The sequence below is a fragment of the Crenobacter sp. CS_VA4 genome (assembly GCF_055597485.1).
On the sequence record NZ_JBVMAE010000012.1, the window covers coordinates 16,046 to 35,979 of the forward strand.

Genomic DNA, 19,934 nt, shown 5'->3' on the forward strand with positions numbered 1-19,934 from the left:
GGGCAGCGATGCAAACACTCAATCAGGTGCTCAATCCGGGCCAAGCCTGGGTACTGAACGCCCAAAACAACTTCCTGCAGCTCGCCGCCGCCGCCGCGCCGCTGACCATCCGCTTTATGCGCGGCGGCAAGGTCGAATCGGTCGCCGAGGACGTCGAGGAGGGCTTTTACTGCAAGCTCGACGGCTTCGACAGGATAGAGCTGGTCAGCAACGTGCTACAGCTCACCAAGGTGATCCTGTCGGACGGCACAGCCGGGTCGACCCGCGTGGTCGGCAAGGTCACCGCCGTCGAAAAACTCGCCGACGCGGTGGTGAACCGCAACGCCTTGTCGATTACGACCACTACCGCGCTAGTCGCCGCCAACGCCAACCGTTGCGGCCTGCGCGTGCTCAACGCCGGGCCAGGCTATGTCGCGCTGGGCGCCCCGGGCCTGAACTACGACGACGCGGCGATCGTGCTGGCGGCCGGTCAGCTCTGGCAGGAACAGGCCGCGCCGGGCGCCGATTGGGTCGCCGTGCCGAAGCCGGGTGACACCGTCTTCATCAAAATACAGGAGCTGTACCGCACATGAGTAACAGCGCCCTATTTGCCTTGGCCACCGCCGGCATCAACCAAGTAGCAGGAGACATCCACGTGACAGCAGAAGTCGCTTATTTCGCCGGCGCCACCGCCCCATCGGGCTGGCTGGCGGCCAACGGCGCGGCGATCAGCCGCTCCACTTACGCCAACCTGTTCGCCGTGATCGGCTCGACCTACGGGGCGGGTGACGGCACTACCACCTTCAACCTGCCCGACCTGCGCGGCGAGTTCGTGCGCGGCCTGGACGGCGGGCGCGGCGTCGACACCGGCCGGGCGCTCGGCAGCGCGCAGAGCCACGCGCTGCAGGACCATGACCACAAGATTGCCGCCGGCGGCAGCGGCGGCGCGCAAACCGACACCGTCCCGAACCAATATTTGAAGGGCATCACCAATGCCGCCGCCTACGACACGTCGCAGACGACGAACATGGCGCGCAATGCCAACTACGGGCCGAACCCGACCGTCTCGGTGGCTGGCTCGCCGACCATCGCCGCCAACACCGCGTTGGAAACCCGCCCGCGCAACGTCGCGCTGCTGCCAATCATCAAATACTAAGGGGCCATCATGTCCAAACCGATCTACCACTACCACGCCAAAACCGGCGCCTATCTCGGACAGGGCATCGCCGACGCCGACCCGCTCAACCCGAGCGTGTTCCTGATCCCGGCCAACGCCACCACCGACGCACCGCTGCCGTTCAACCCGGCCACCCAGCAGCTGGTCTACACCCCGATCTACTGGCCGACCGGCATCGCGAAAGAGCAGGGCGGGCAATGGCACGTCGAGGCGCTGCCGGCGTAAGGGGGTGAGTGATGGGTAACGCATTCGTAGTGAATCCGGGAAGCGCGCAGAAGGACGGCGCCGCCACCGGGCAACCGGTGCTCGGCACCGCCGAACGGATTCCTGCCGACAAGGGTTACAACGCGATGATTGCCGCAGCGGCGCAGAAGTACGGCGTGCCGGTCGGCCTCGCGCTGCGCCAGGCAATGCAGGAATCTAGCAACTTCGACCCGACGGTGGTCAGCGGCAAGAAAAAATCGCCGGTAGGCGCAACCGGTCTTTTCCAGTTCATGCCGAACACCGCCGCCGCGCTCAAGGTCAACCCGGCCGACCCGTTCGCGTCGTCTGACGCGGCGATGAAGTATCTGGCCTACCTGTACAAGCGTTTCAAGGACTGGAAAAAAGCCGTCTGGGCGTACAACTGGGGCGAGGGCAACCTTGAAAAGTACCTGCGCGGCGAAAAGAAGGTGTTGCCGGAAGAAACCCGCAAGTACGGCCTGATCCTGGTCGACGGCCTGACCAACGAGCAGGCCAAGCAGACCGGCCGCGACGTGCTGTAAGCTAAGCGTTTTGCATGAAAGGGGACGTATGGCAAGCAAACTAGAAAACCTCCTGGTAATCGCCGGTCTGGGCTTCGCCGGCGTGCTGCTGGCGCAGACCTATATCCGTCACGGCTCAGAACCGATCTTCGACACCGGAAAGCTCGGCGACCTGTTCGAGCCGGTGCGCCAGTTGTTCGGAACCGAGATGGGCGGCGACAACGCCGACGCGCGGCAGAAAAGGGCGATTCAGCGCTTTGCCGAGCAGGCCGGAGCAACCTGGGATGACGTGGGAAACGCCATGCAGGATGACCTGAAGGCCGGCTTTTTCACTAGCAAAGACGGCGAATCGGGCAGCGGGCCGTCCGGCAAGTTCGCCAACGCGGGCGGCCCGCAGGGGGCGACCTATACCATGATCGACGGCGAACCGTACTGGAACACGGGTAACGGTCGATGAGCGCCGCTGACAAGCTCGGCGCGGGGCTGCGCGTGGTGCCGCCGACCGTCTGGCTGATCGCGGCCGGTGGTCTGGTCGCGTGGTGGCTGTACCGCAAGGCGGCCGGCGGCGTGGTCGACGTGATTGACCACATCAGTGAGGCGGTCAAGGACGTGCCGCAGACAGCGCATAACGTCGTCACGAAAGCGCCGGCCGGCGTGGTCAGCAACGCGATTCCGGGCGTGCTGCCGGGCGTCTGGCTGTACGACCACGCCGGCCAGGCTATCGACGCGGTCAACAGCGTGCGCGACACGGTGGCGGGCTGGTTCGGCGACAAGCCGCTACAGGCCAAGCTTGCCGGTCACACGACGGACGGCTTCACCTGGTACGGCTACGACCGCAACAAGGCGGCCAGCGCCGCCCAGGCGGCGGCGAACAGCCAGATTGCCAAGGACATCAAGCAGTACGGCGGCGGCTATGGGGGCCTGCTGCATTAACCAAGGGAGTATGTGACATGGGCAATATCTTCAAACGTCTGGCCGAACCGTCGAGCGCGGCCGGTATCGCCGCCATCATCGGCAACGCGGCGGGCATCTTCGCCGGTCAGCCGCTGTCCATCGCCGTGCCGGCGCTGCTGGCCGGCGTGGCGGCGGTGTTCCTGCCGGAACGCGGTGCCGCGCTGTGAATGCGGTAGAGATGGCGACCATTTTCGCCAGCTATCTGCCGGTGCTGATCTACGTGGTAAAGATCGAATCGCGGCTGGCGCGGATCGAAACCAAGATGGAGACCATCGCATGAAGCTAAGCCTGTTTGTCGCGACTGTCGCGGCGTCGGTGCTGGCAAGCCTGCTGGTCGACTGGCTGATAGACCGACACGAGCAGCGTACCGACCGCTACACGCGCAATAGCTACGGCTGGTAGCGCGTCGGCCGAACCTCGCCAGCCTCGGACGGCCTCCGTGTTCTGGCGACTATCTGACGCAGCAACCACCAGTTCTTTACCTCACGAGCGGCAATGCCGTCCTGCCAATGCGCGCCGGGCGGGATTAGTCGCTCGTCCGCTATCCGGAAGCCGGCGAACGCGCCGCACACCCGCGGCAGCACGCCATGCCGGCGCAGCCGCAGCAACTCCAGCACCGCGAACGGCGCCGCGCTGACCCCACGCCGCCAACGATTGGCGGTGGTGCGGTCAACGCCGGCCAGCGTGGCCAAAGCGGCATCGGACAGGCCGTGACGCAGCACGGCGAATTCGTCCGGGTCGGTTGTGGTACGGGTGCGACGGTTTTTCGGGGGAAAGCGCATGATTTTACAATCCGTTACAAAAAAGCCGAAATTTGAAAAAGACTGCCATTTTGGAATGAATTACGAAAAGTGGCCCGATCTGCATATTTGTTCGTGTAATGTATATTATGTCAAATTTTATGGTTGATTTGGCACTCTTCTGGGCGTTCAAAACACCTCCTCTCTGCAAAACTGCGTATGTTGCGTTTTGGATGTATTCGCCATGCCTGATGATTTTGATGTCATGGGCGAAGACGCCATGAAACGTCGTCGCATCGCCTCGCGCACCACCTACCACTGTGACCAGCATGAACTAGCGAACCTGCTGTTCGACCCCGAGCGCCAGAAAGGCCGCGAAATTGACGTCACGCCCGAGCAATGGGACGCTTGGCTATCCGGCGCCGAGCCAGTGCCCAAGGTGGTTTACCTGTACCTGCAGCAACGCGCCTCGACCGAGCTGGGCCCCCAGTTCGGCCCGTGGCGGAAATTCCGCCTGCGCGGCGAGCACCTGGAGTCGCCCGCCATCCGAGTCAGCATGCACGCTTCAGAATTCATGCGGTTGCCCGACTGCCGGCGCGCCGCCCGCTTGGCCGAACAGCAAGCCGAGCTGATCGAACGCCTGATGGTCGAGCGCGATTTCTATCGGGCGCAGTGCTCCCTCGAGGCCCGCTACGGGCTGATGCTGAACCGGATTTTTGGGCCAGATTTCGACCTGCCATAGCGCCAAATTGGCACTAAAGACGGGGTGCGTCGGGAGGCTCTTCGAAGGGGGCGTGTTTCAAAATGAAACAAAAGACGGGTATTACCAGTCACCCGTCCAATACCCAGCCCCCTGAGGTGGGTCTCCTTAATGTCAAGCATGCGCGGGGCTTTGCCCACACCCCACGACTCGCCGCCAGGGCAGCCGGACCTGGGTATAAAACCACCCTGCCCGGTTGCCCTTAAGTCTCTTCTTCCACTAGCCGATCAACCCACGGCCGCCGCGCTTTGCGCAGTCTCCCGAGCAGCGGGTTCACGGGTTGAAGGCGCCTGATCACCACCATCCACCCAACATCAATATGCCATATATCATTAGGCTTCTTGTAATTGGCTTTCGCTTGGATCAATTCACTCTATTGGTGATTTTTTTAATGCGAGCTTCTTTGTTGTGTATATTTTGTTGGCCGTATTTTTTATTTTCTTTAAAAAGAAATGATGAATATCAGTTGCTATCGATGCCTCTCAGCGGCTCTAATTCTACGTTGTCAGGGAATTGTCTGAGCTGGCCGAATGGCACCAAGTGTGCGTTTGTAGGGTGAGTTTGCGGGTAGTGGAGAAAAGAAACGGGCGGAAAGCTAAAAGCTTTCCACCCGTTTCTTTTAGCGTGGGATCACCGGCTAGGTGATGCTTGCGCTAAGGCTTAGTGACCAATGTGGTCAGCGTAGTCAGGATACGCCTCTTCGCCGTGCAGTTCTGCATCCAAGCCTTGCTCTTCGGCTCTCGGATCGACCTTAACCGGGGTAATCAGGTTGATCAGCCACAGCATGGCGTAGGTGAAGACAAAGGCCCAGATGCCGGAAAGTACTACAGCTGCGGTTTGCTTCCACAGGAAGGAGGCGTTGCCCTGCAAGAGGCCGTCGGCGCCAGCCGGGTTCCAAGCCTTGGAGGCAAACACGCCCAGCAGGATGGAGCCGAGTAAGCCGCCCACACCGTGCACGCCCCACACGTCCAGCGCATCGTCCCAGCCCAGCTTGTTCTTCAGGGCCACAGCGTAGTAGCACACCACGCTAGCCAGCACGCCGATGATGGCGGCGGAACCCAAGGAGATGTAACCAGCAGCCGGGGTCACCGTCGCCAGACCTGCCACGGCGCCGGTCAGCAGGCCGACAAACTTCGGCTGCTTGGCTTGTGACCATTCAATGAACAACCAGGTTACGGCGGCGAAAGAAGCGGCCACGTCGGTATTAAGGAAGGCGGAAGCGGTTACCGCATCCACGCGCAGTTCGGAACCGGCGTTAAAGCCGTACCAGCCGAACCACAGCAGGCCCGTACCCAGAGCGATCAGCGGCACGTTGTGCGGGCGATGTTCCACTATTTGACGACGGCCAACGTACAGCACTGAAGCCAGAGCGGCAAAGCCCGCGGTGTTATGCACCACGATGCCGCCGGCAAAGTCCAGCACGCCCCATTTGGCGAGGATGCCTTCCGGGCTCCAAATCATGTGCACGAACGGGAAGTACACCAGAACGAGCCAGCCGGTCAGGAACAGGAAGTAAGCCTTGAAGGTCACGCGGTTGGCAAACGCACCGGTGATCAGCGCCGGGGTGATGATGGCGAACATCATCTGATAGGCCACGTGCACGATCAACGGGATGCCGGCGTCGTTGCCGGTAAACATGGTTTGCAGCGTGATGCCTTTCAGGAAGGCGTAGTAGGTCGGGTCACCGATGATGCCGTGCCAGGTCGGGCCAAAGCTCATCGAGTAGCCGAAGATGAACCACAGCACGGTGGTCCAAGCCAGCGAAATGAAGCTCTGGATCATGATGGTCAGCACGTGTTTGCGTCCCACCAGGCCGCCGTAGAAGAACGCGAGGCCCGGGGTCATCAGCATGACCAGGCTCGCGCATAGCAGCATGAATGCGGTATTGCCTATGTTGATAGGTACGTTCATGTGTTGTCTCCAGTTTTTTGGATGCATTGTGTGAAGTGACATTTAAGAGGCTTCGCGTTACTGCGGTTGGAGCTTCTGAATGCCCTTCGTTGCTGGGCCGCTATGCCCCCGCACAGCTGGCCCGTCTTATATCTCTGGATTGTGCAGACACCTATAAGCCCTGGTGTTTCTATTTAGCGTGTGGGCCTCAAGAAACATGGAGCGAATCATCTAGTTGGATAGGCGGCTCCGCAATCTAGCATGGGAATCTGTTAGCGAGTATGAAATTGTGGAAGCCGTTTCCAGTTTGTTGCCTGATGAGCAAAAACGCCGAGAGCGTTAACTGTCAGTGACTTTGATAATCGCACTTATAGGGTGAATTACAAGCACGTGATGACAATTAAATATCTATTAATGCAACTTTATGGAAATTGTTTCCATGATGAATTGGATGTGATTTGAGCAAGCATTGTTCGACGAGGTATCGATAGCGCATTACGCCTTGCTGAAACTAGCTTGCTCGTTGACTTGCCTACGATCGCCGGGCCGGATGGTGGTGCTGAGCTGGCCGTGGCCGGCTTCGTGACGGTTGCTTCTTCTTGTCGCCCCACCGGGCGCGCGTCCGCGTGCCCTGCTCTACACTTTGCCGGCTCCGGTCGTGCCGGGGTCGATCAGGCAGTTCATGTGCGGAAAATACCTCGGTACTTATGCGATGGTGTGCGAAATGTTATTTAGTTAGCATGGTGTCGCTCATTCGTTCGAATGGGCGCAACCCATCAGCGTGGGTTTCTGCCTTTCGTAGCATGACGTTTTGCCCCACTTAGCGTGGGGCCTTTTTTTTGTGATCTAAGGAACATGCTGGCCAGCCAGTATGAATCTTCCTGGTATGGTCGCTCGTATCAGTCGGCCAAAAACTGTAGCACCGCTTCGGTGAAGGCGTCGGACGCTTCCACGTTGGATATGTGCGAGGCATTTAGCTCCACATAGCGGGCTCCCTTGACCTGCTCGGTGATGAAGCGCGCATCGGCCGGCGTGGTCACTGGGTCGTGTGTGCCGGCGATAGCCAAGAGTGGCACCTCGATGCGAGCGATCTCGTTGCGCAGGTCGGCCTCGGCCAACGCGTCGCAGCAGGCGGCGTAACCAGCCTGTGGGCTGGCGCGTAGCTGGCGCAGCATCATTTCTACCCGCTCCGGCTGGTGCTGGATGAAACCCGGCGTAAACCAGCGACTGGCGGCGCCGTCGGCCACCTCCGCTATACCCTCCGAGCGCACCAGATGCGCGCGGTCCTGCCAGTCCTCGGCGGTGCTGATCCGTGCGGCGGTATTGCTGATGATCAGTTTGTTCAGGCGCTTGGGTGCGTGCACACCCAACCACTGGCCGATCAGGCCACCCATCGAGATGCCGCAAAAGTGCGCGCGTTTGATGTCGAGCGCATCCATCAGCGTCAGCACGTCGCGCCCCAACTGAGCGAGCCGGTACGGCCCGGGTATCACTGAAGTTTCGCCGTGGCCGCGCGTATCGTAGCGCAGCACGCGGAATTTCCAGCGCAGCGCGTCGAGTTGCGGTGCCCACATATCGAGCGTGGTGCCGAGCGAATTGGACAATACCAGCACTGGCGCCTGGGCCGGGCCGTCTAGCTCGTAATGGACGTGATACGGGTCGAGCTTGAGGATGGGCATGATTCAGCTCCCGCGGTAGCATGACGTTTGGCCCCACTTCGCGTGGGGCCTTTTTTATGTCGTAGCAGTGGGGATGGAGCGTGGCAGCGGCCTTGCGTCTAAGGCATCTTGTCGAGGATGCCGCCCATCTCGGCAGCGGAAAACCCGGTGAGCGTTTGCGTGCGGACATTGCCGGCCGCGCCCAGCGTTAAGCCAACGGCGGTGATGGTTGCGGAATCGGGGGCGTCGACGGTGACGACCAGATCGTAGGCTCCGAGCGTCCAGTACATGTCTTTCACCGTGACGCCCAGTTTTTTCGCCATTTCTCGGAAGACTTCGGCTCGCTTGGTGGTGTCCTTTACGGCGCGAATGCCTTGATCGGTAAAATTCACCAAAAGAATGTACGTTGCCATGGTTGTGCTCCTTAGGAGGCAAACGGCTTAACAATGATGAGTCGATGTCTGGCGGGCCAAAAGCGGACCGGCTTTTAAATGGTGCGTCGGGACCTGAAGATAAGGTTTAGAAGGCTTGTTTGACTGGGATGTCCGACGTTTGGCGCCCCAGTAAGCATAGCTGAAATGCCTCGCGGCTCGGCGACGAAACGGCAAGTGGTTATGCGCCCTGCTCGTTCGCTGGAATGGCCGACAAAAGGGCCGAGCGATGCTCGGCCCAGGTTGGCTAATTTGATGCTATTTGGCGGGGGCGTTGTATCCACCGGCAACGTGCCCGGCGAGCCCCGAGGCTGACTTTAAGGCTTGGCCGGCGTGGTCACCGGCATGAAACCATAGGTCGCAAGTGTACTCTGCACCTCGGGGCTCAGCAGGTACAGGGCAAAGCGGTAGGCCGCCTCATGGTCAGGCCGGTTCAGCACCGTTAAGCCGTAGTTGGCGGTGATGGCCAGTTCCGCTGGCAATTCCACCTTGCTGACGCCGTTGTCCAGCGTGGTTTGGCGTGGGCTGCAATAGCCGATGAAGACGTCCGCCCTTTTTTTCGCAAAGAAGTATTTCACCGCATCCTGCCCAGGCGGGACCGCCGGGTTGGTGCGGCCGCCCACCAGCGTCTGCGCCTTGGTTTCCAAGATGGCTTGCGCACCGGGGCGCGCTTTCTCTGCCTTGGCGAACAGCTGCCAAGTGTAATCGCCGCCAGGGTCTGCCTTGGGGGTGGAGGTGCCGAGCTTGACGTCGGGGTCCAGCAGCTTGGCTAAGAGGTTCTGCGTGGTGAGCTTAAGCTCCGGGCGTGCGGTGGCGCACAGTTCGGTTGCGTACGAATACCACTGCCACGCCGGTCTTGCCTTCGCGCGCCAGTTGTTGCGGTTGCTCCATATTCGCCGAGGCAAACACATCCGCCGCTTCGCCCTACTCAATGCGCTCAAGCAGCAGGCCGGCCGAGCCGAACACCGTTTCCACTCTTTCGCCGGTGGCGGCGCTGTATTGCTGTGCCACTGCGGTGAGCGCGCCGCTTAGGCTGCCGGCGGCAAGCACTTTGACTGGAACTTGCGCGTGAGTGGCGCAGCTTAGGCCGAGCGCCGCCAGTGCGAGCCAATAGCGGGAGGGCAAAGAAGGGTTGGGCATGCTTGATCCTGATCCTGGTTTGGGTGGTCGATACACTTTACGTAATATAATATAATATATAACGATGTACGCCCTCTTCACTTGCAATGACCGACAAAAAAGGCCGAGCGATGCCCGGCCCTGATTAGAGTAAGAAGGCTGCTGGCGGCTTATTTCTGCACGGTATTGTTAGCGTTCTCATGCAAAAGTGCTTAGAAAATTCATTTGTCATGGTTGCTTGAAACGCAGCAACTTGCCTTTTATAAAGCGTCTATGGGGTACGGTTTCGTGATCAGGTGTGAGATGGCCGGTCATGCAGTGTCGGACGCCGCGACGGCGGCACGGCCAGACGTGTCCTACGCCCCGCAACTTCATGACATTCGTTGTGCCACTCATGAAAAAGGATAAAGGCTATGTTGAGTGACTGGACTGAGCGCAACAAAGATGGACTGATCCTGGTGGCACGCGTGCTGCTGATGACATTGTTCCTGCTATCCGGATGGGGCAAGCTGACCAACTTCTCTGGCACGGCCGAATACATGGCGTCGCTAGGTGCACCGTTCCCCACGCTGGCGACGCTGATCGCGATCGTGATGGAGGTCTTCGTCGCGATCGCGCTGGTCGTTGGCGTCTTCACGCGCCCGCTGGCGTTGCTCTTTGTCTTGTTCACGCTGGGCACCGCCCTGATCGGCCATCACTACTGGACGCTTGAGGGCGCAGCGCGTGCCGCGAACCGGATCAATTTCTACAAGAACCTCAGCATTATGGGTGGGCTGCTGTTGCTTGCTGTGACCGGTCCCGGCAAGTACGCAATCACGCAGAAATAAGCGTGAGTTGCGGTGCGATAGACAGTTGTGCTGTAGGTCGTGCGATCAATTGGGGTTGAGCCAGACTGCGGAATTTGCTTAGTAACTTCTTAGCAGCGGCCTTTCTTGGCCTGCCCCGGCGGGCAGAAGTAGCCGCGACCGCGGTGGTCGTCATCCCAGTCGTCGTAATAGCGCGGACGGTCATAGTGGCGCGGTTCGCGGTAGCGGACCGACGGCTCACGGCCATAATCGTGGCCGATCGCGGCGCCGACGCCGCCGCCCAAGGCTCCACCGATCAGGGCACCATCGCGTCCGCCGACCGATTCGCCGACGGCGGCACCCGCCGCGCCGCCCAGGGCGCCCCCTAGAACGGTCGAGCCGCCTGCGTACGCGGTACCGGTCAGGGCCAGCAATAAGGCGGCGGGGATCAGAGTTCGGTTTTTCATGGTTTTGTTCTCCAGAGCGATGTTTTCTGATCCCATCGTAATGTGATTGTGCATGACCGTTTGTGAAGAACTGTTAGCAATTGTTTCCCCGTGGCATCGGCGACAGGGGGCACAGCTCTGGGGAGCAAACTGGCTTGCGACCAGCGCTGACCTATCATTGGTAGATGACTCTGGATGATGTCGGCGAGGCCAGTAGTGCGGACTTGCGCCGGCTCCAGGATGGTTACCTGACACTCCTGGACGCGATCAGGATTTGCGAACGCTGGCGCCGCATCGAGGTGCCACGGTCTGAGTTGTTTCCGCCGAATGCTGCCGTGTTGGCCATTGTTCGGGCACGTTGCGCGCTGCTCATCAGTCTTTATGAAGTGCTGGTGCGTTTCAATCGCGCCGGCATCCCCGCCTCCACCTGCCTGATCGACATTCCGCTGCTACGCGATACCCTGAGCGAGGCCACGATGGCGGCCAATGTCGGCAAGTTCGTCAGCCTGCGCTGAGTCGGCTTGCCTTCTACAAAGCTTGGCCGAACCGGCCTGGACACCGCTAACAAAAATCAGCGTAGCTCCCGCGACTGCTTTCCTGCTGCAATGCCTGCAGCGCGGCCAACGCTCGAGTGGCCTTGTCGGCCGGCACGAAGATATGGTCGTGATAATAGGCGGCGATCACATTGGCGCTGATGCCGTGTTCGGCCAGCCGCTGAGCCACGGCGGCGGTCAGGCCGACGGCTTCCAGGCTGGAATGCACGGTCAGCGTGATGCAGCGAAACACCGTTTCGAACGGCATGGCGTGTGCCTCGGCCGCCGATTTCTCCAGAATCAGGGTCAGCCCTTCCGGCTCCCGGAAGGTGCACAGCGGCTTGAGCACCAGCTGTTCGGCCAAGGTGGTATTGGCGAGGGTGCAGAACACGTACTCCTCGTCGCGCAACGACGGTGTCAGGGTGGCGAGCAGTGCGGCGAGGTCGGTGATGCCGGACATGGTGAGCCTTTCGAGCGGAGAAAGTGACAGCGTAGTGGACGCAGCGACCATCAGTCTAATGCATTGTTTTTTATTCTGATTAGCGAAGCTGATAGCCAACTGGGGGCACCCATTGACGTCCTCTGTCGGCGGAAGCCACAAACAGGAGGCCCCGCACGAGCGGGGCCTTGTCGTCGTCGGAGGGGCGGCTTACTCGGCTTTCATCACATTGACCATCCAGTGCACGCCGAAGCGGTCGGTCAGCATGCCGAAGCCGTGGGCCCAGAAGGTCGGGCCATACGGCATGGTGACGTTGCCGCCGTCGGCCAGCGCGTCGAACAGGCGCTTGCCTTCGGTGGCATCTGCGGCGTCGATTGACAGGCTGTAGCCCTGGTGGGCGCCGGTGTTGTTGCACATGCCGTCCGACGCCATCAGCTGGCTATCGCCGATGCGGAAGGTGGTGTGCATCACCTTGTCCTGCCATTCGGCCGGGGTCTTCTCAGCTTCCGGGGACTCTTTAAAACGCATGAGGAAGAGGGTTTCGGCGCCGAGTTTCTGACGGTAGAACTCGAGCGCCTCTTCACAGCGGCCGTAGAAATTCAGATAGGGCTGAACCTGCATGATGGGCTCCTGATGGGGGTGTCTATAGAAATGATGACTTGCGCTGCTCTGACGTCATAGTCTGTTTTGCCGGTGATGGCCATGTCAATGTGATGCGTGGTGCCGGGTTGGGGTGGCCAGGGCGGCGCTGGGCAGGGGCCGCCGTTCGTCGGCTTGGCGCTATCGCGTAGGACGCCCCCCATTTCCCTTCGACGCCGCCGGGTCCAAACTCGCGTCCCCTCAATCCCATGAAGAACCAAAAAAAAAAGCGGCCGAAGCCGCTGTGTCGGGGGCGAAGGCCTATTCGGCCAACGCGTCGAGTTCGTCCTCGCCGTCCGGGCTGTCCGCTTCGTTGCCGAGCAGGTGCGTCGGCAGCTGCTTGTTGGCCTTGATGCCGAGCTTGCGCAGTTTCTCGGCGCGGCTGGTCAGGTTGCCGCTGCCGGTCGACAGCTGCTTCATCGCCGTGCCGTAGGTGTCCTGGGTGGTTGCGAGCTGCTTGCCGAGCTTCTCCAGCGTGTCGACGAAGCCGACGAACTTGTCGTACATCGCGCCGCTCTGGCGGGCGATCTCGATCGCGTTCTGGTTCTGGTATTCGTAGCGCCAGATGCTGGCGACGGTGCGAAGCGTGGCGAGCAAGGTACTCGGGCCGACGATCATGATGCGACGCTCGAACGCTTCGTTGAACAGGCTCATGTCCTGCTGCACCGCCAAGAGATACGCCGGCTCGACCGGCACGAACATGAACACGAAGTCGAGCGTGTTGAGCTTGTAGAGGTCCTGATAGCGCTTTTCGGCCAACGTTCGGATGTGCTGGCGCAGCGCGGCGACGTGGGCTTTCAGCTCGGCCTCACGCTCTTGCTCGTCGGTGGCGGCGGTGTAGCGCACGTAGGCGTTCAGCGACACCTTGGAGTCGACCACCAGCTGCTTGCCTTCGGGCAGGTGGATCACCACGTCGGGCTGGTAGCGCTTGTAGCCGCCCTCCTCGGTTTCCACGACATCGGACACCTGCACCTCGTACTCGCGGCCGCGGCTCAGGCCGGAGGTCTCCAGCACGCTCTCCAGCACCATCTCGCCCCAATTGCCCTGTGCCTTGTTGTTGGCGCCGGTCAGCGCGTTGGTCAGCGCGATCGCGTCCTGGCCGAGCTGGGTGTTGAGCTTCTGCAGGTTGCGCAGCTCGTTTTCCAGCGTCAGCCGCTCTTTCGAGTCCTTGTCGTAGGTGTCTTGCACCAGCTTGCCGAACAGTTGGATGCGTTCGTGCAAGGGGCCCAGCAGCCCGCCAAGGTTTTCCTTGTTCTGCTCGGTGAAGCGCTTGGACTTCTCCTCGAAGATCTCGTTGGCCAGCGCCTTGAACTGATTGGACAGCGCGTCGCGCGCCTCGATCAGCAGCGCCATCTTTTCGCTGGCGAGTTCCTGTTCCTTTTGCAGCGTGGTCGCCAGCTGCTGTTCGCGCGCGGTCAGCCGGGTGATCTCGTCGCCGAGGCGCGAGCATTCGCTGCGCACTGTGGCCAGCTCGGCCTCGAGCTGGGCGATGCGCTTGCCCTGCTCGACCCGCGCCGCCAGCTCGGCGCCAGCCTTGCGCAGTTCCTCGCCCAGCCGTGCCAGCGCCCCGTCGCGCTCGGCCACCGCCTGCTCGAGCAGCGGCACCCGGTCGGCGCGGCTGGCGCTGCCGGCCAGCTGCTGCTGGCACTGCGCCAGTTCCTGCTGGGTCAGGCGCAGGCGCTCGTCAGTGATCTGCAGCCGCTCGCGCTGTTCGGCCGACGTCACCTCGGCACCGGCGAGGCGGGTCTGCAGGATGGCGGCTTCGGCCAGACCCTCGCCCTTGCCCTGTTCGTAGGCGGTGGCGCTCTGGCCGCGCAGCAGCAGCCAGACAAATAACGCGCCGATCAGCAGTCCGGCGAGGCCGGTCACGATTATTTCGATCATGGTGTTCCCCTTGTTCGGCCAACGTTAGCCGAAGAGTTCAGTCGGCGGCGCGCCAGTGGTCCAGGTAGAGCTGCAATTCCTTGCGGCCCTGCCACTCGTTAGCGACGATCTGGTAGACCGCGTCGACGGTGTCGGGCAGCCAGTCGTTGTGGTTGAACAGCATCGCGTCGAACTCGGCGCCCTCTTTGGCCAGGCGCAGCTTCAGGTGCTTGTCGCCGACCAGGCGCTGGCTGACGACGATGAAGCGGTCGGTAAAGGTCGGCCCGGGGAAGCCCTGCCCCCACACCTGCGCGGCCAGCGCCTCGGCGGTAGAGAGGGTCAGCTCGCGCTGGCTCAGGCTACCGTCGGTCTCGAAGGTGCGGGTCAGCCGGCTCTCGTCGATCAGCTCGCGCGCTACCTGCTCGAACGCGGCGGCGAAGACGGCGAAGTCCGTCTCGGCGATGGAGAGGCCCGCCGCCATCGCGTGGCCGCCGAACTTGGCGATCAGCCCCGGGTGGCGCTTGTAGACCAGGTCGAGCGCGTCGCGCAGGTGAAAGCCCGGGATCGAGCGGCCGGAGCCCTTGATCTCGCCCTCGTCGCCCGGTGCGAACACGATCACCGGGCGGTGGAAGCGCTCCTTCAGCCGCGAGGCGACGATGCCGACCACGCCCTGGTGCCAGTCGTCGCGGTGCAGCGTCAGGCTGTAGCGGTCGGCCGGGTCGATCGTCGCCAGCACCGCCAGCGCTTCTTCCTGCATGCCCGACTCGATGCTGCGCCGCTCGCGGTTGAGGCGGTCGAGCTCCTGCGCCAGCCCCGTCGCCACCTCGTCGCTGTCGGACAGCAGGCAGGCGATGCCGAGACTCATGTCGTCGAGCCGGCCGGCGGCGTTCAGGCGCGGGCCGAGCGTGAAGCCGAGGTCAAACGTCGTCGCCTTGTGCGCGGCGCGGCCGGCGACGCGGAACAGTGCGGCGATGCCCGGGCGCATGCGGCCCAGGCGCATGCGGCGCAGGCCCTGCTCGACCAGGATGCGGTTGTTCTGGTCGAGCCGCACCACGTCGGCGACGGTGCCGAGCGCGACCAGGTCGAGCAGCTCGCCCAGGTTCGGCTCCGGCTTGGCCGAATCGCGCCCGGCGGTGAACACGCCGCGCTTTCGCAACTCGGCGCGCAGAGCCATCAGTACGTAGAACATCACCCCCACGCCGGCCAGGTTCTTCGACGGGAATTCGCAGCCGGGCTGGTTGGGGTTGACGATCAGCGCGTCGGGCAAGGTGTCGCCCGGCAGGTGGTGGTCGGTGACCAGCACCTCGATGCCGCGGGCCTTGGCAGCTTCGACGCCGGCGACGCTGGCAATGCCGTTGTCGACGGTGATGATGATGTCGGGCGATTTGGTCGAGGCCAGCTCGACGATTTCCGGGGTCAAGCCGTAACCGTACTCGAAGCGGTTGGGCACGATGAAGTCGACCACCGCGCCGAGCGCGGACAGCCCCTTCATCGCCACTGAACAGGCGGTGGCGCCGTCGGCGTCGTAGTCGGCGACGATCAGCAGGCGCTGGCGCGCGGCGATCGCGTCGGCCAGGCGCACCGCCATCGCTTCGGCGTTCTTTAGCCGGCCGAACGGGATCAGCATGGTCAGGCTGCAGTCGAGCTCTGCCGGGCTCTCGATGCCGCGGGCGGCGCACAGCCGGGCGAGCAAGGGCTCGATGCCGTCGGCCAGTAGGCGCTGGCGGGCGCTATCGGGGATGGGGCGTACAACGATCTGGGACATAGTTCAAACGAGTGAGGCGAGCGTGCGCGGACGTCGCCAGAATTTCCAGAGGTCGGCCGGGCGCACGGTCAGCGTGAAGCCGGCCTCGCCGTGGCAGACCAGCGTCAGTTCGTCGAGCCGGCGGGTCTTCAGCGCGGCCAAGAGCGGTGCGAACCAGCGTTCTTCCAGCTGGGTAAGCGCCTCGCGCCAGCCCCAGGCGTCGCGGTACTGCGCCGGGGCTAGCAGGCTGTCGTCGCGCAGCAGCACGGACACGGCCTTGCCGGCCGCGGCTTGCAGGCCGTCGAACGCGTACGGTACGGCGTCGTGCGCGACGCCGGCGAGCGTGGCGTAGTGCTGCCAGAGCACGTCGTCGGCCAGCACCAGGTTGGCCGAACAGGCGGGCTGGCCGGCGTCGCCATTGCCCCACAGCCAGACGCTGTTCACCGCCGGCTCACCGCGCGCTTCGCGCTCGTCGTTGACCGGGTGGGTGTAGAGCAGCATCTGCAGTTCGTTGAGGAAGCGGCTCCAGATCAGGCCGTCCTCACCCTTGGGCAGGTGGGCGTTGACGTCCTCGCCGACCACGTCGGCGAGAGCCGTGAAGCTGGCGCGCGGCAAGGTCGTCGATTCGACGTACCAACGTCCCGGCTGCGGTGCGTGAAAGCGCAGTCCGTCTTCGGCGAAGTGCTGGTTCAGCGAGGCGATCAGCCGGTCGGCCTCGTGCTGCGCCAGCGTCAGGATGCCGACGTCGGCGAGCAAGGCGCGGTCGCGGTCGATGCGTACGTGCACCGGGTCGGCGACCAGCCAGTGACTGTCATCGATGGCCAGGCCGTCGGCCTGTGCCAAGGTGCGCGCCGGCGCGGTGTCGGCCAGCGAGAACGCGCGAGCGGTCTGGCTGCTGAGCGATTGGGCGGCCGCTTGCAGCCGGCCGCGGCCGAGCAGCGTGGCCAGAGCCGGCAGTTCCAGGCCCTTGGCGACCTCGACGGCGTCGTGCGCGTCGAGCCAGGCCAGGCCCGGCAGGTGCAGGGTCAATGTCATCGAACGGCCTTCGTGTGGAGAGGATTTGCGGGCTTCGGTGACCGGCGAGCGGGACGGGGTGAGGCCGGCAGGGAAAAGGCAGTGTATGTCATGCGCGGCGGATGGCTGTTTGTTATCGGGCTGCGGGCCCCGATGATGACGGGGTAAAATGATGATTTTATTGATAAAAATGATTTTTCGCTGAAGCGAAGCTTGCTAGTATGACCTGCTTGTTCGGACGGGGCGGAACTTCTTCCCGCTGCCCGCCCTCCATGTGAACAACCTTTATTCGGCAGCGCCCGGCTTGTTCGGCGTCTGTGTGTGTGAACCGCGGCCAGTCTTGTGAGCCGCTAACAAAAATCCCCTGGCGTTATTGTGCCGCCTAGCCAGGGGGAGCTTCGCTGATTTTTGTTAGCCGCTCTTTTAGTTACAGCGCCATTGTCTCGTTTTTCGTTGATGAATTATCGCAAACTGCTCCACTTCCCGCAAAACTGCGCCAGTTTTCTGGCGAACCATCATTTCCGCTGGATCGGCCTGGTGGCCTGTCTGCCGCTGTTCGGCATGGTGACCGCGTACGCGATCACCGCCGACGAGGCAGAAACGGCGGCGGTGAAAGTGCAGCAGGTGACCGAGGCGCTGGCGCTGCCGGCGTTCACCGGTCAGGGTAGCGACACCCGCTACTGGCGCGAAGAGCCGATCCGTCGCGGCGACACCATCGCCGCGCTGTTGCATCGGCTCGGCATCAGTGGCGGCGACGCCAATGGGTTTCTCGCGTCCAACCCGGTGTCGCGCGACCTGCTGAAATTGAGGGCCGGTCAAACCGTCTCGGTGAAGACCAACGACGACGGCAAGCTGTTCGCGCTGCAGTTCTTGAACGATGACGACAACGGCGAGAAGGTGCTGGTGGCGGTCGAAAAGGCCGGCAGCGGTCAGTGGCAGGCCAACGCCGACCCGGTCGAGACCCAGATGATCCCGACGGTGCGTTCGGTGACGGTGAAGAACAGCGTCACGGGCGCGCTGGCGCAGGCCGGCGTGCCGGACGAGGTGCGCGCGCAGCTGAACGACATCTTCGCCGACCGGTTGGACCTGGCGACCTTGAAGGCCGGCGACAAGCTGCGGCTGGTGTTCGAGACCTATCTGTACCAAGGCTCGCCGATCACCACCGGCAATGTGCTGGCGGCCGAGATCGAGAGCCAGGGCAAGCACTACGCGGCTTTCTACTTTGCGCAGGGCGACGACTCGGGCGCGTACTACGATGAGAACGGCCAGCCGTTCAAGCAGGGTTTCAGCCGCCAGCCGGTGGCCGATGCCCGCGTCAGCTCGCCGTTCGGCCTGCGCTACCACCCGATCCTGCACGCGCTGCGCCTGCATTCGGGCATCGACTTTGCCGCGGTGACCGGCACGCCGATCGTCGCTCCGGCCGACGGCGTGGTCGCCAGCGCCCAGCGCGAGAACGGCTATGGCAATGTTGTGACTTTGCGCCACAACGCTAAAATGACCACGCTTTACGCCCATATGAGCCGCTTTGCCAGCGGGCTGAAGGCGGGTCAGACGGTGAAGGCCGGTGAGGTGATCGGCTACGTCGGCATGACCGGTCGCTCAACCGGCCCGCACCTGCACTTCGAGGTGCGCGTCAACGGCCAGGCGGTCGACCCGGCGACGTCGGCGCTGCCGACCCGGTCGCTGACCCCGTCCGAACGGCTTGCGTTCCGCCAGCAAAGCGTCAAACTGGCGCAGGATTTGAAACTGCTGCGCGCGATCCCGACCACCGTCGCGCAGCTCGACTAGCGCCGCCCTCTACCCTGGCGGCGCCCGACAAAGGACACCGCCGCGTGGATAGCCACTCGCCGCAGCGTGACGCTGCCCCCTCCCGACCGGGTTCGCCAGCCGGCGATCCTGTCGATCGCTATATCGGCCTGATGTCCGGCACCAGCCTGGACGGCGTCGACGCGGTGCTGGTCGAATTCGACGCGGCCGGCCATCCCCGGCTGGTCGGCGAGGCTACCCTCTCCTACCCCCCCGATGTGCGCGATGCGGTGCTGGCGCTGCAGCCGGCCGACGGCAATGAGCTCGACCGCGCCGCACGGCTGGGTAACCGGCTGGCCGACCTGTACGCCGAGGCGGTGGCGCAACTACTCGCCGCCACCGGCGTCGAGACGAGCACCGTCCGCGCGATCGGCTGCCACGGTCAGACCATACGCCACGCCCCTCAGCTCGGTTATACGATCCAGATCGGCAACCTCGCGAGGTTGGCCGAACGCGCCGGCATTGACGTGATCGGCGATTTTCGCAGCCGAGACGTCGCCGCCGGCGGCCAGGGTGCACCGCTGGTGCCGGCCTTCCACCTGGGGGTGTTCGGCAGCGACGACGAGGGGCGCGTCGTCATTAATATCGGCGGCATCGCCAACCTGTCGGTGCTCGAGTCGGACGGCACGGTGATCGGCTTCGACTGCGGCCCGGGCAATATGCTGCTCGACGCGTGGATCCATCGCCATCACGGCCAGGCTTACGACGCCGACGGCGCGTGGGCGGCCAACGGCACGGTGGTGCAGGAGCTGTTGGCCGCGATGTTGGCCGAACCGTTCTTTGCCGCGCCGCCGCCGAAGAGCACCGGTCGCGACCTGTTCGATCTATCCTGGCTCGACGCGCAGCTGGCGCGGCTTCGGCCAACCCTCGGCGAGATCACGCCTGTCGACGTGCAGGCGACGCTGCTCGCGCTGACGGTGGAAGGCATCGCCACGGCGGTCGAGCTGCACGCACCGAACGCGGCGGGGCTGTACGTCTGTGGCGGCGGCGCGCGTAATGGTTTCCTGATGCAATGCCTGGGCCGGCGGGTGCCGGAGCACCGCCTCGCCACCACTGATGCACTGGGCCTGGGCGCCCAGCAGGTCGAGGCCGCGGCGTTCGCCTGGCTGGCCCGCCAGTTCGTCGAGCGCCGGCCCGGCAACCTGCCGGCGGTGACCGGTGCGGCCGGTTTGCGCGTGCTGGGTGCTTTATATCCCGTTTAAGCATGCTTTATC

The 19,934-nt window shown here is 63.0% G+C and carries 25 protein-coding genes; 13 read left to right on the forward strand and 12 right to left on the reverse strand.

The window, feature by feature from the left end; translation table 11 throughout:
• The first annotated feature begins 8 nt into the window (after positions 1-8).
• The 8 genes from ACZ2IA_RS12765 (at position 9) to ACZ2IA_RS12800 (ending at position 3,255) form a co-directional block, all read left to right on the forward strand.
• On the forward strand, positions 9-572 hold the full coding sequence (locus tag ACZ2IA_RS12765) for a hypothetical protein (protein WP_470292965.1): 564 nt from the start codon (positions 9-11) through the stop codon (positions 570-572).
• A complete protein-coding gene (locus tag ACZ2IA_RS12770; RefSeq protein ID WP_470292966.1) occupies positions 569-1,135 on the forward strand; it encodes a tail fiber protein in 567 nt (188 codons plus the stop codon). Before ACZ2IA_RS12765 ends, ACZ2IA_RS12770 begins: the two co-directional genes overlap by 4 nt.
• A gap of 9 nt (positions 1,136-1,144) precedes the next feature.
• Positions 1,145-1,381 carry a hypothetical protein gene (locus ACZ2IA_RS12775; protein ID WP_470292967.1) on the forward strand — a complete coding sequence of 79 codons (237 nt, stop codon included), beginning with the start codon at positions 1,145-1,147 and terminating at the stop codon, positions 1,379-1,381.
• 11 nt (positions 1,382-1,392) lie between these two features.
• Positions 1,393-1,920 (forward strand): transglycosylase SLT domain-containing protein, encoded by a 528-nt coding sequence (locus ACZ2IA_RS12780; protein ID WP_470292968.1) that lies wholly within the window; start codon positions 1,393-1,395, stop codon positions 1,918-1,920.
• Positions 1,921-1,948: 28 nt separating this feature from the next.
• Positions 1,949-2,356, forward strand: coding sequence for a hypothetical protein (locus ACZ2IA_RS12785; protein WP_470292969.1), 408 nt, complete (start codon positions 1,949-1,951; stop codon positions 2,354-2,356).
• The gene (locus ACZ2IA_RS12790; protein ID WP_470292970.1) at positions 2,353-2,832 is read left to right on the forward strand and encodes a hypothetical protein; all 480 of its coding nucleotides are present in this window, start codon (positions 2,353-2,355) and stop codon (positions 2,830-2,832) included. The genes ACZ2IA_RS12785 and ACZ2IA_RS12790 overlap by 4 nt, the downstream gene beginning before the upstream one ends.
• Positions 2,833-2,849: 17 nt before the next feature.
• Positions 2,850-3,020 carry a hypothetical protein gene (locus ACZ2IA_RS12795; RefSeq protein WP_470292971.1) on the forward strand — a complete coding sequence of 57 codons (171 nt, stop codon included), beginning with the start codon at positions 2,850-2,852 and terminating at the stop codon, positions 3,018-3,020.
• A 109-nt stretch (positions 3,021-3,129) separates the two neighbouring features.
• On the forward strand, positions 3,130-3,255 hold the full coding sequence (locus ACZ2IA_RS12800; protein ID WP_470292972.1) for a hypothetical protein: 126 nt from the start codon (positions 3,130-3,132) through the stop codon (positions 3,253-3,255).
• On the opposite strand, the gene ACZ2IA_RS12805 is transcribed toward ACZ2IA_RS12800, so the two are convergent.
• Complete coding sequence (locus ACZ2IA_RS12805) at positions 3,243-3,635, reverse strand: helix-turn-helix domain-containing protein (RefSeq protein WP_470292973.1); 393 nt, start codon at positions 3,633-3,635, stop codon at positions 3,243-3,245. The two genes, ACZ2IA_RS12800 and ACZ2IA_RS12805, sit on opposite strands and share 13 nt — an antisense overlap.
• A 202-nt stretch (positions 3,636-3,837) precedes the next feature.
• On the opposite strand from ACZ2IA_RS12805, the gene ACZ2IA_RS12810 reads away from it, so the two are divergent.
• Positions 3,838-4,335, forward strand: coding sequence for a hypothetical protein (locus ACZ2IA_RS12810; protein WP_470292974.1), 498 nt, complete (start codon positions 3,838-3,840; stop codon positions 4,333-4,335).
• 678 nt (positions 4,336-5,013) lie between these two features.
• Here the strand turns inward: ACZ2IA_RS12810 and ACZ2IA_RS12815 are convergent.
• The 5 genes from ACZ2IA_RS12815 to ACZ2IA_RS12835 form a co-directional block, all read right to left on the reverse strand.
• The gene (locus ACZ2IA_RS12815) at positions 5,014-6,264 is read right to left on the reverse strand and encodes an ammonium transporter (RefSeq protein WP_470292975.1); all 1,251 of its coding nucleotides are present in this window, start codon (positions 6,262-6,264) and stop codon (positions 5,014-5,016) included.
• 878 nt (positions 6,265-7,142) lie between these two features.
• Entirely contained in the window at positions 7,143-7,922 is a 780-nt protein-coding gene (gene pcaD / locus ACZ2IA_RS12820; RefSeq protein WP_470292976.1) for a 3-oxoadipate enol-lactonase, read from the reverse strand.
• A gap of 98 nt (positions 7,923-8,020) precedes the next feature.
• Entirely contained in the window at positions 8,021-8,314 is a 294-nt protein-coding gene (locus ACZ2IA_RS12825; protein ID WP_470292977.1) for a GYD domain-containing protein, read from the reverse strand.
• A 335-nt stretch (positions 8,315-8,649) separates the two neighbouring features.
• Positions 8,650-9,273, reverse strand: a complete 624-nt coding sequence (locus ACZ2IA_RS12830) for a substrate-binding domain-containing protein (RefSeq protein WP_470292978.1) — start codon at positions 9,271-9,273, stop codon at positions 8,650-8,652.
• Positions 9,257-9,472 carry a substrate-binding domain-containing protein gene (locus ACZ2IA_RS12835; RefSeq protein WP_470292979.1) on the reverse strand — a complete coding sequence of 72 codons (216 nt, stop codon included), beginning with the start codon at positions 9,470-9,472 and terminating at the stop codon, positions 9,257-9,259. The genes ACZ2IA_RS12830 and ACZ2IA_RS12835 overlap by 17 nt, the downstream gene beginning before the upstream one ends.
• Positions 9,473-9,864: 392 nt before the next feature.
• Between ACZ2IA_RS12835 and ACZ2IA_RS12840 the strand changes: the two genes are divergently transcribed.
• The gene (locus ACZ2IA_RS12840; RefSeq protein WP_470292980.1) at positions 9,865-10,278 is read left to right on the forward strand and encodes a DoxX family protein; all 414 of its coding nucleotides are present in this window, start codon (positions 9,865-9,867) and stop codon (positions 10,276-10,278) included.
• A gap of 89 nt (positions 10,279-10,367) precedes the next feature.
• Here the strand turns inward: ACZ2IA_RS12840 and ACZ2IA_RS12845 are convergent, their stop codons facing one another.
• The gene (locus tag ACZ2IA_RS12845; protein WP_470292981.1) at positions 10,368-10,703 is read right to left on the reverse strand and encodes a glycine zipper domain-containing protein; all 336 of its coding nucleotides are present in this window, start codon (positions 10,701-10,703) and stop codon (positions 10,368-10,370) included.
• Positions 10,704-10,867: 164 nt separating this feature from the next.
• Between ACZ2IA_RS12845 and ACZ2IA_RS12850 the strand changes: the two genes are divergently transcribed.
• The gene (locus ACZ2IA_RS12850) at positions 10,868-11,197 is read left to right on the forward strand and encodes a hypothetical protein (protein ID WP_470292982.1); all 330 of its coding nucleotides are present in this window, start codon (positions 10,868-10,870) and stop codon (positions 11,195-11,197) included.
• 46 nt (positions 11,198-11,243) lie between these two features.
• On the opposite strand, the gene ACZ2IA_RS12855 is transcribed toward ACZ2IA_RS12850, so the two are convergent.
• From ACZ2IA_RS12855 to ACZ2IA_RS12875, 5 genes are all read right to left on the reverse strand, one after another.
• Entirely contained in the window at positions 11,244-11,675 is a 432-nt protein-coding gene (locus tag ACZ2IA_RS12855; protein WP_470292983.1) for an ACT domain-containing protein, read from the reverse strand.
• A gap of 189 nt (positions 11,676-11,864) precedes the next feature.
• Positions 11,865-12,275: a VOC family metalloprotein YjdN gene (gene yjdN / locus ACZ2IA_RS12860; RefSeq protein WP_470292984.1), complete on the reverse strand. Its 411-nt coding sequence runs from the start codon at positions 12,273-12,275 to the stop codon at positions 11,865-11,867.
• Between the two features lie 279 nt (positions 12,276-12,554).
• Positions 12,555-14,177 carry a DNA recombination protein RmuC gene (locus ACZ2IA_RS12865; RefSeq protein WP_470292985.1) on the reverse strand — a complete coding sequence of 541 codons (1,623 nt, stop codon included), beginning with the start codon at positions 14,175-14,177 and terminating at the stop codon, positions 12,555-12,557.
• A 37-nt stretch (positions 14,178-14,214) separates the two neighbouring features.
• Positions 14,215-15,921 carry a single-stranded-DNA-specific exonuclease RecJ gene (gene recJ, locus ACZ2IA_RS12870; RefSeq protein ID WP_470292986.1) on the reverse strand — a complete coding sequence of 569 codons (1,707 nt, stop codon included), beginning with the start codon at positions 15,919-15,921 and terminating at the stop codon, positions 14,215-14,217.
• Between the two features lie 3 nt (positions 15,922-15,924).
• A complete protein-coding gene (locus ACZ2IA_RS12875) occupies positions 15,925-16,935 on the reverse strand; it encodes a hypothetical protein (protein WP_470292987.1) in 1,011 nt (336 codons plus the stop codon).
• A 435-nt stretch (positions 16,936-17,370) separates the two neighbouring features.
• On the opposite strand from ACZ2IA_RS12875, the gene ACZ2IA_RS12880 reads away from it, so the two are divergent.
• Positions 17,371-18,702: a M23 family metallopeptidase gene (locus tag ACZ2IA_RS12880; protein ID WP_470292988.1), complete on the forward strand. Its 1,332-nt coding sequence runs from the start codon at positions 17,371-17,373 to the stop codon at positions 18,700-18,702.
• Positions 18,703-18,824: 122 nt separating this feature from the next.
• Positions 18,825-19,922, forward strand: coding sequence for an anhydro-N-acetylmuramic acid kinase (locus ACZ2IA_RS12885; RefSeq protein ID WP_470293086.1), 1,098 nt, complete (start codon positions 18,825-18,827; stop codon positions 19,920-19,922).
• Positions 19,923-19,934 lie beyond the last annotated feature (12 nt).

Excerpts from the sequence above, each read along its gene's own strand:
- ACZ2IA_RS12765 (WP_470292965.1), top strand. The coding sequence starts at position 9 with ATGCAAACACTCAATCAGGTGCTCAATCCGGGCCAAGCCTGGGTACTG.
- ACZ2IA_RS12770 (WP_470292966.1), top strand. The coding sequence starts at position 569 with ATGAGTAACAGCGCCCTATTTGCCTTGGCCACCGCCGGCATCAACCAA.
- ACZ2IA_RS12775 (WP_470292967.1), top strand. The coding sequence starts at position 1,145 with ATGTCCAAACCGATCTACCACTACCACGCCAAAACCGGCGCCTATCTC.
- ACZ2IA_RS12780 (WP_470292968.1), top strand. The coding sequence starts at position 1,393 with ATGGGTAACGCATTCGTAGTGAATCCGGGAAGCGCGCAGAAGGACGGC.
- ACZ2IA_RS12785 (WP_470292969.1), top strand. The coding sequence starts at position 1,949 with ATGGCAAGCAAACTAGAAAACCTCCTGGTAATCGCCGGTCTGGGCTTC.
- ACZ2IA_RS12790 (WP_470292970.1), top strand. The coding sequence starts at position 2,353 with ATGAGCGCCGCTGACAAGCTCGGCGCGGGGCTGCGCGTGGTGCCGCCG.
- ACZ2IA_RS12795 (WP_470292971.1), top strand. The coding sequence starts at position 2,850 with ATGGGCAATATCTTCAAACGTCTGGCCGAACCGTCGAGCGCGGCCGGT.
- ACZ2IA_RS12800 (WP_470292972.1), top strand. The coding sequence starts at position 3,130 with ATGAAGCTAAGCCTGTTTGTCGCGACTGTCGCGGCGTCGGTGCTGGCA.
- ACZ2IA_RS12805 (WP_470292973.1), bottom strand. The coding sequence starts at position 3,635 with ATGCGCTTTCCCCCGAAAAACCGTCGCACCCGTACCACAACCGACCCG.
- ACZ2IA_RS12810 (WP_470292974.1), top strand. The coding sequence starts at position 3,838 with ATGCCTGATGATTTTGATGTCATGGGCGAAGACGCCATGAAACGTCGT.
- ACZ2IA_RS12815 (WP_470292975.1), bottom strand. The coding sequence starts at position 6,264 with ATGAACGTACCTATCAACATAGGCAATACCGCATTCATGCTGCTATGC.
- pcaD (WP_470292976.1), bottom strand. The coding sequence starts at position 7,922 with ATGCCCATCCTCAAGCTCGACCCGTATCACGTCCATTACGAGCTAGAC.
- ACZ2IA_RS12825 (WP_470292977.1), bottom strand. The coding sequence starts at position 8,314 with ATGGCAACGTACATTCTTTTGGTGAATTTTACCGATCAAGGCATTCGC.
- ACZ2IA_RS12835 (WP_470292979.1), bottom strand. The coding sequence starts at position 9,472 with ATGCCCAACCCTTCTTTGCCCTCCCGCTATTGGCTCGCACTGGCGGCG.
- ACZ2IA_RS12840 (WP_470292980.1), top strand. The coding sequence starts at position 9,865 with ATGTTGAGTGACTGGACTGAGCGCAACAAAGATGGACTGATCCTGGTG.
- ACZ2IA_RS12845 (WP_470292981.1), bottom strand. The coding sequence starts at position 10,703 with ATGAAAAACCGAACTCTGATCCCCGCCGCCTTATTGCTGGCCCTGACC.
- ACZ2IA_RS12850 (WP_470292982.1), top strand. The coding sequence starts at position 10,868 with ATGACTCTGGATGATGTCGGCGAGGCCAGTAGTGCGGACTTGCGCCGG.
- ACZ2IA_RS12855 (WP_470292983.1), bottom strand. The coding sequence starts at position 11,675 with ATGTCCGGCATCACCGACCTCGCCGCACTGCTCGCCACCCTGACACCG.
- yjdN (WP_470292984.1), bottom strand. The coding sequence starts at position 12,275 with ATGCAGGTTCAGCCCTATCTGAATTTCTACGGCCGCTGTGAAGAGGCG.
- ACZ2IA_RS12865 (WP_470292985.1), bottom strand. The coding sequence starts at position 14,177 with ATGATCGAAATAATCGTGACCGGCCTCGCCGGACTGCTGATCGGCGCG.
- recJ (WP_470292986.1), bottom strand. The coding sequence starts at position 15,921 with ATGTCCCAGATCGTTGTACGCCCCATCCCCGATAGCGCCCGCCAGCGC.
- ACZ2IA_RS12875 (WP_470292987.1), bottom strand. The coding sequence starts at position 16,935 with ATGACATTGACCCTGCACCTGCCGGGCCTGGCCTGGCTCGACGCGCAC.
- ACZ2IA_RS12880 (WP_470292988.1), top strand. The coding sequence starts at position 17,371 with ATGAATTATCGCAAACTGCTCCACTTCCCGCAAAACTGCGCCAGTTTT.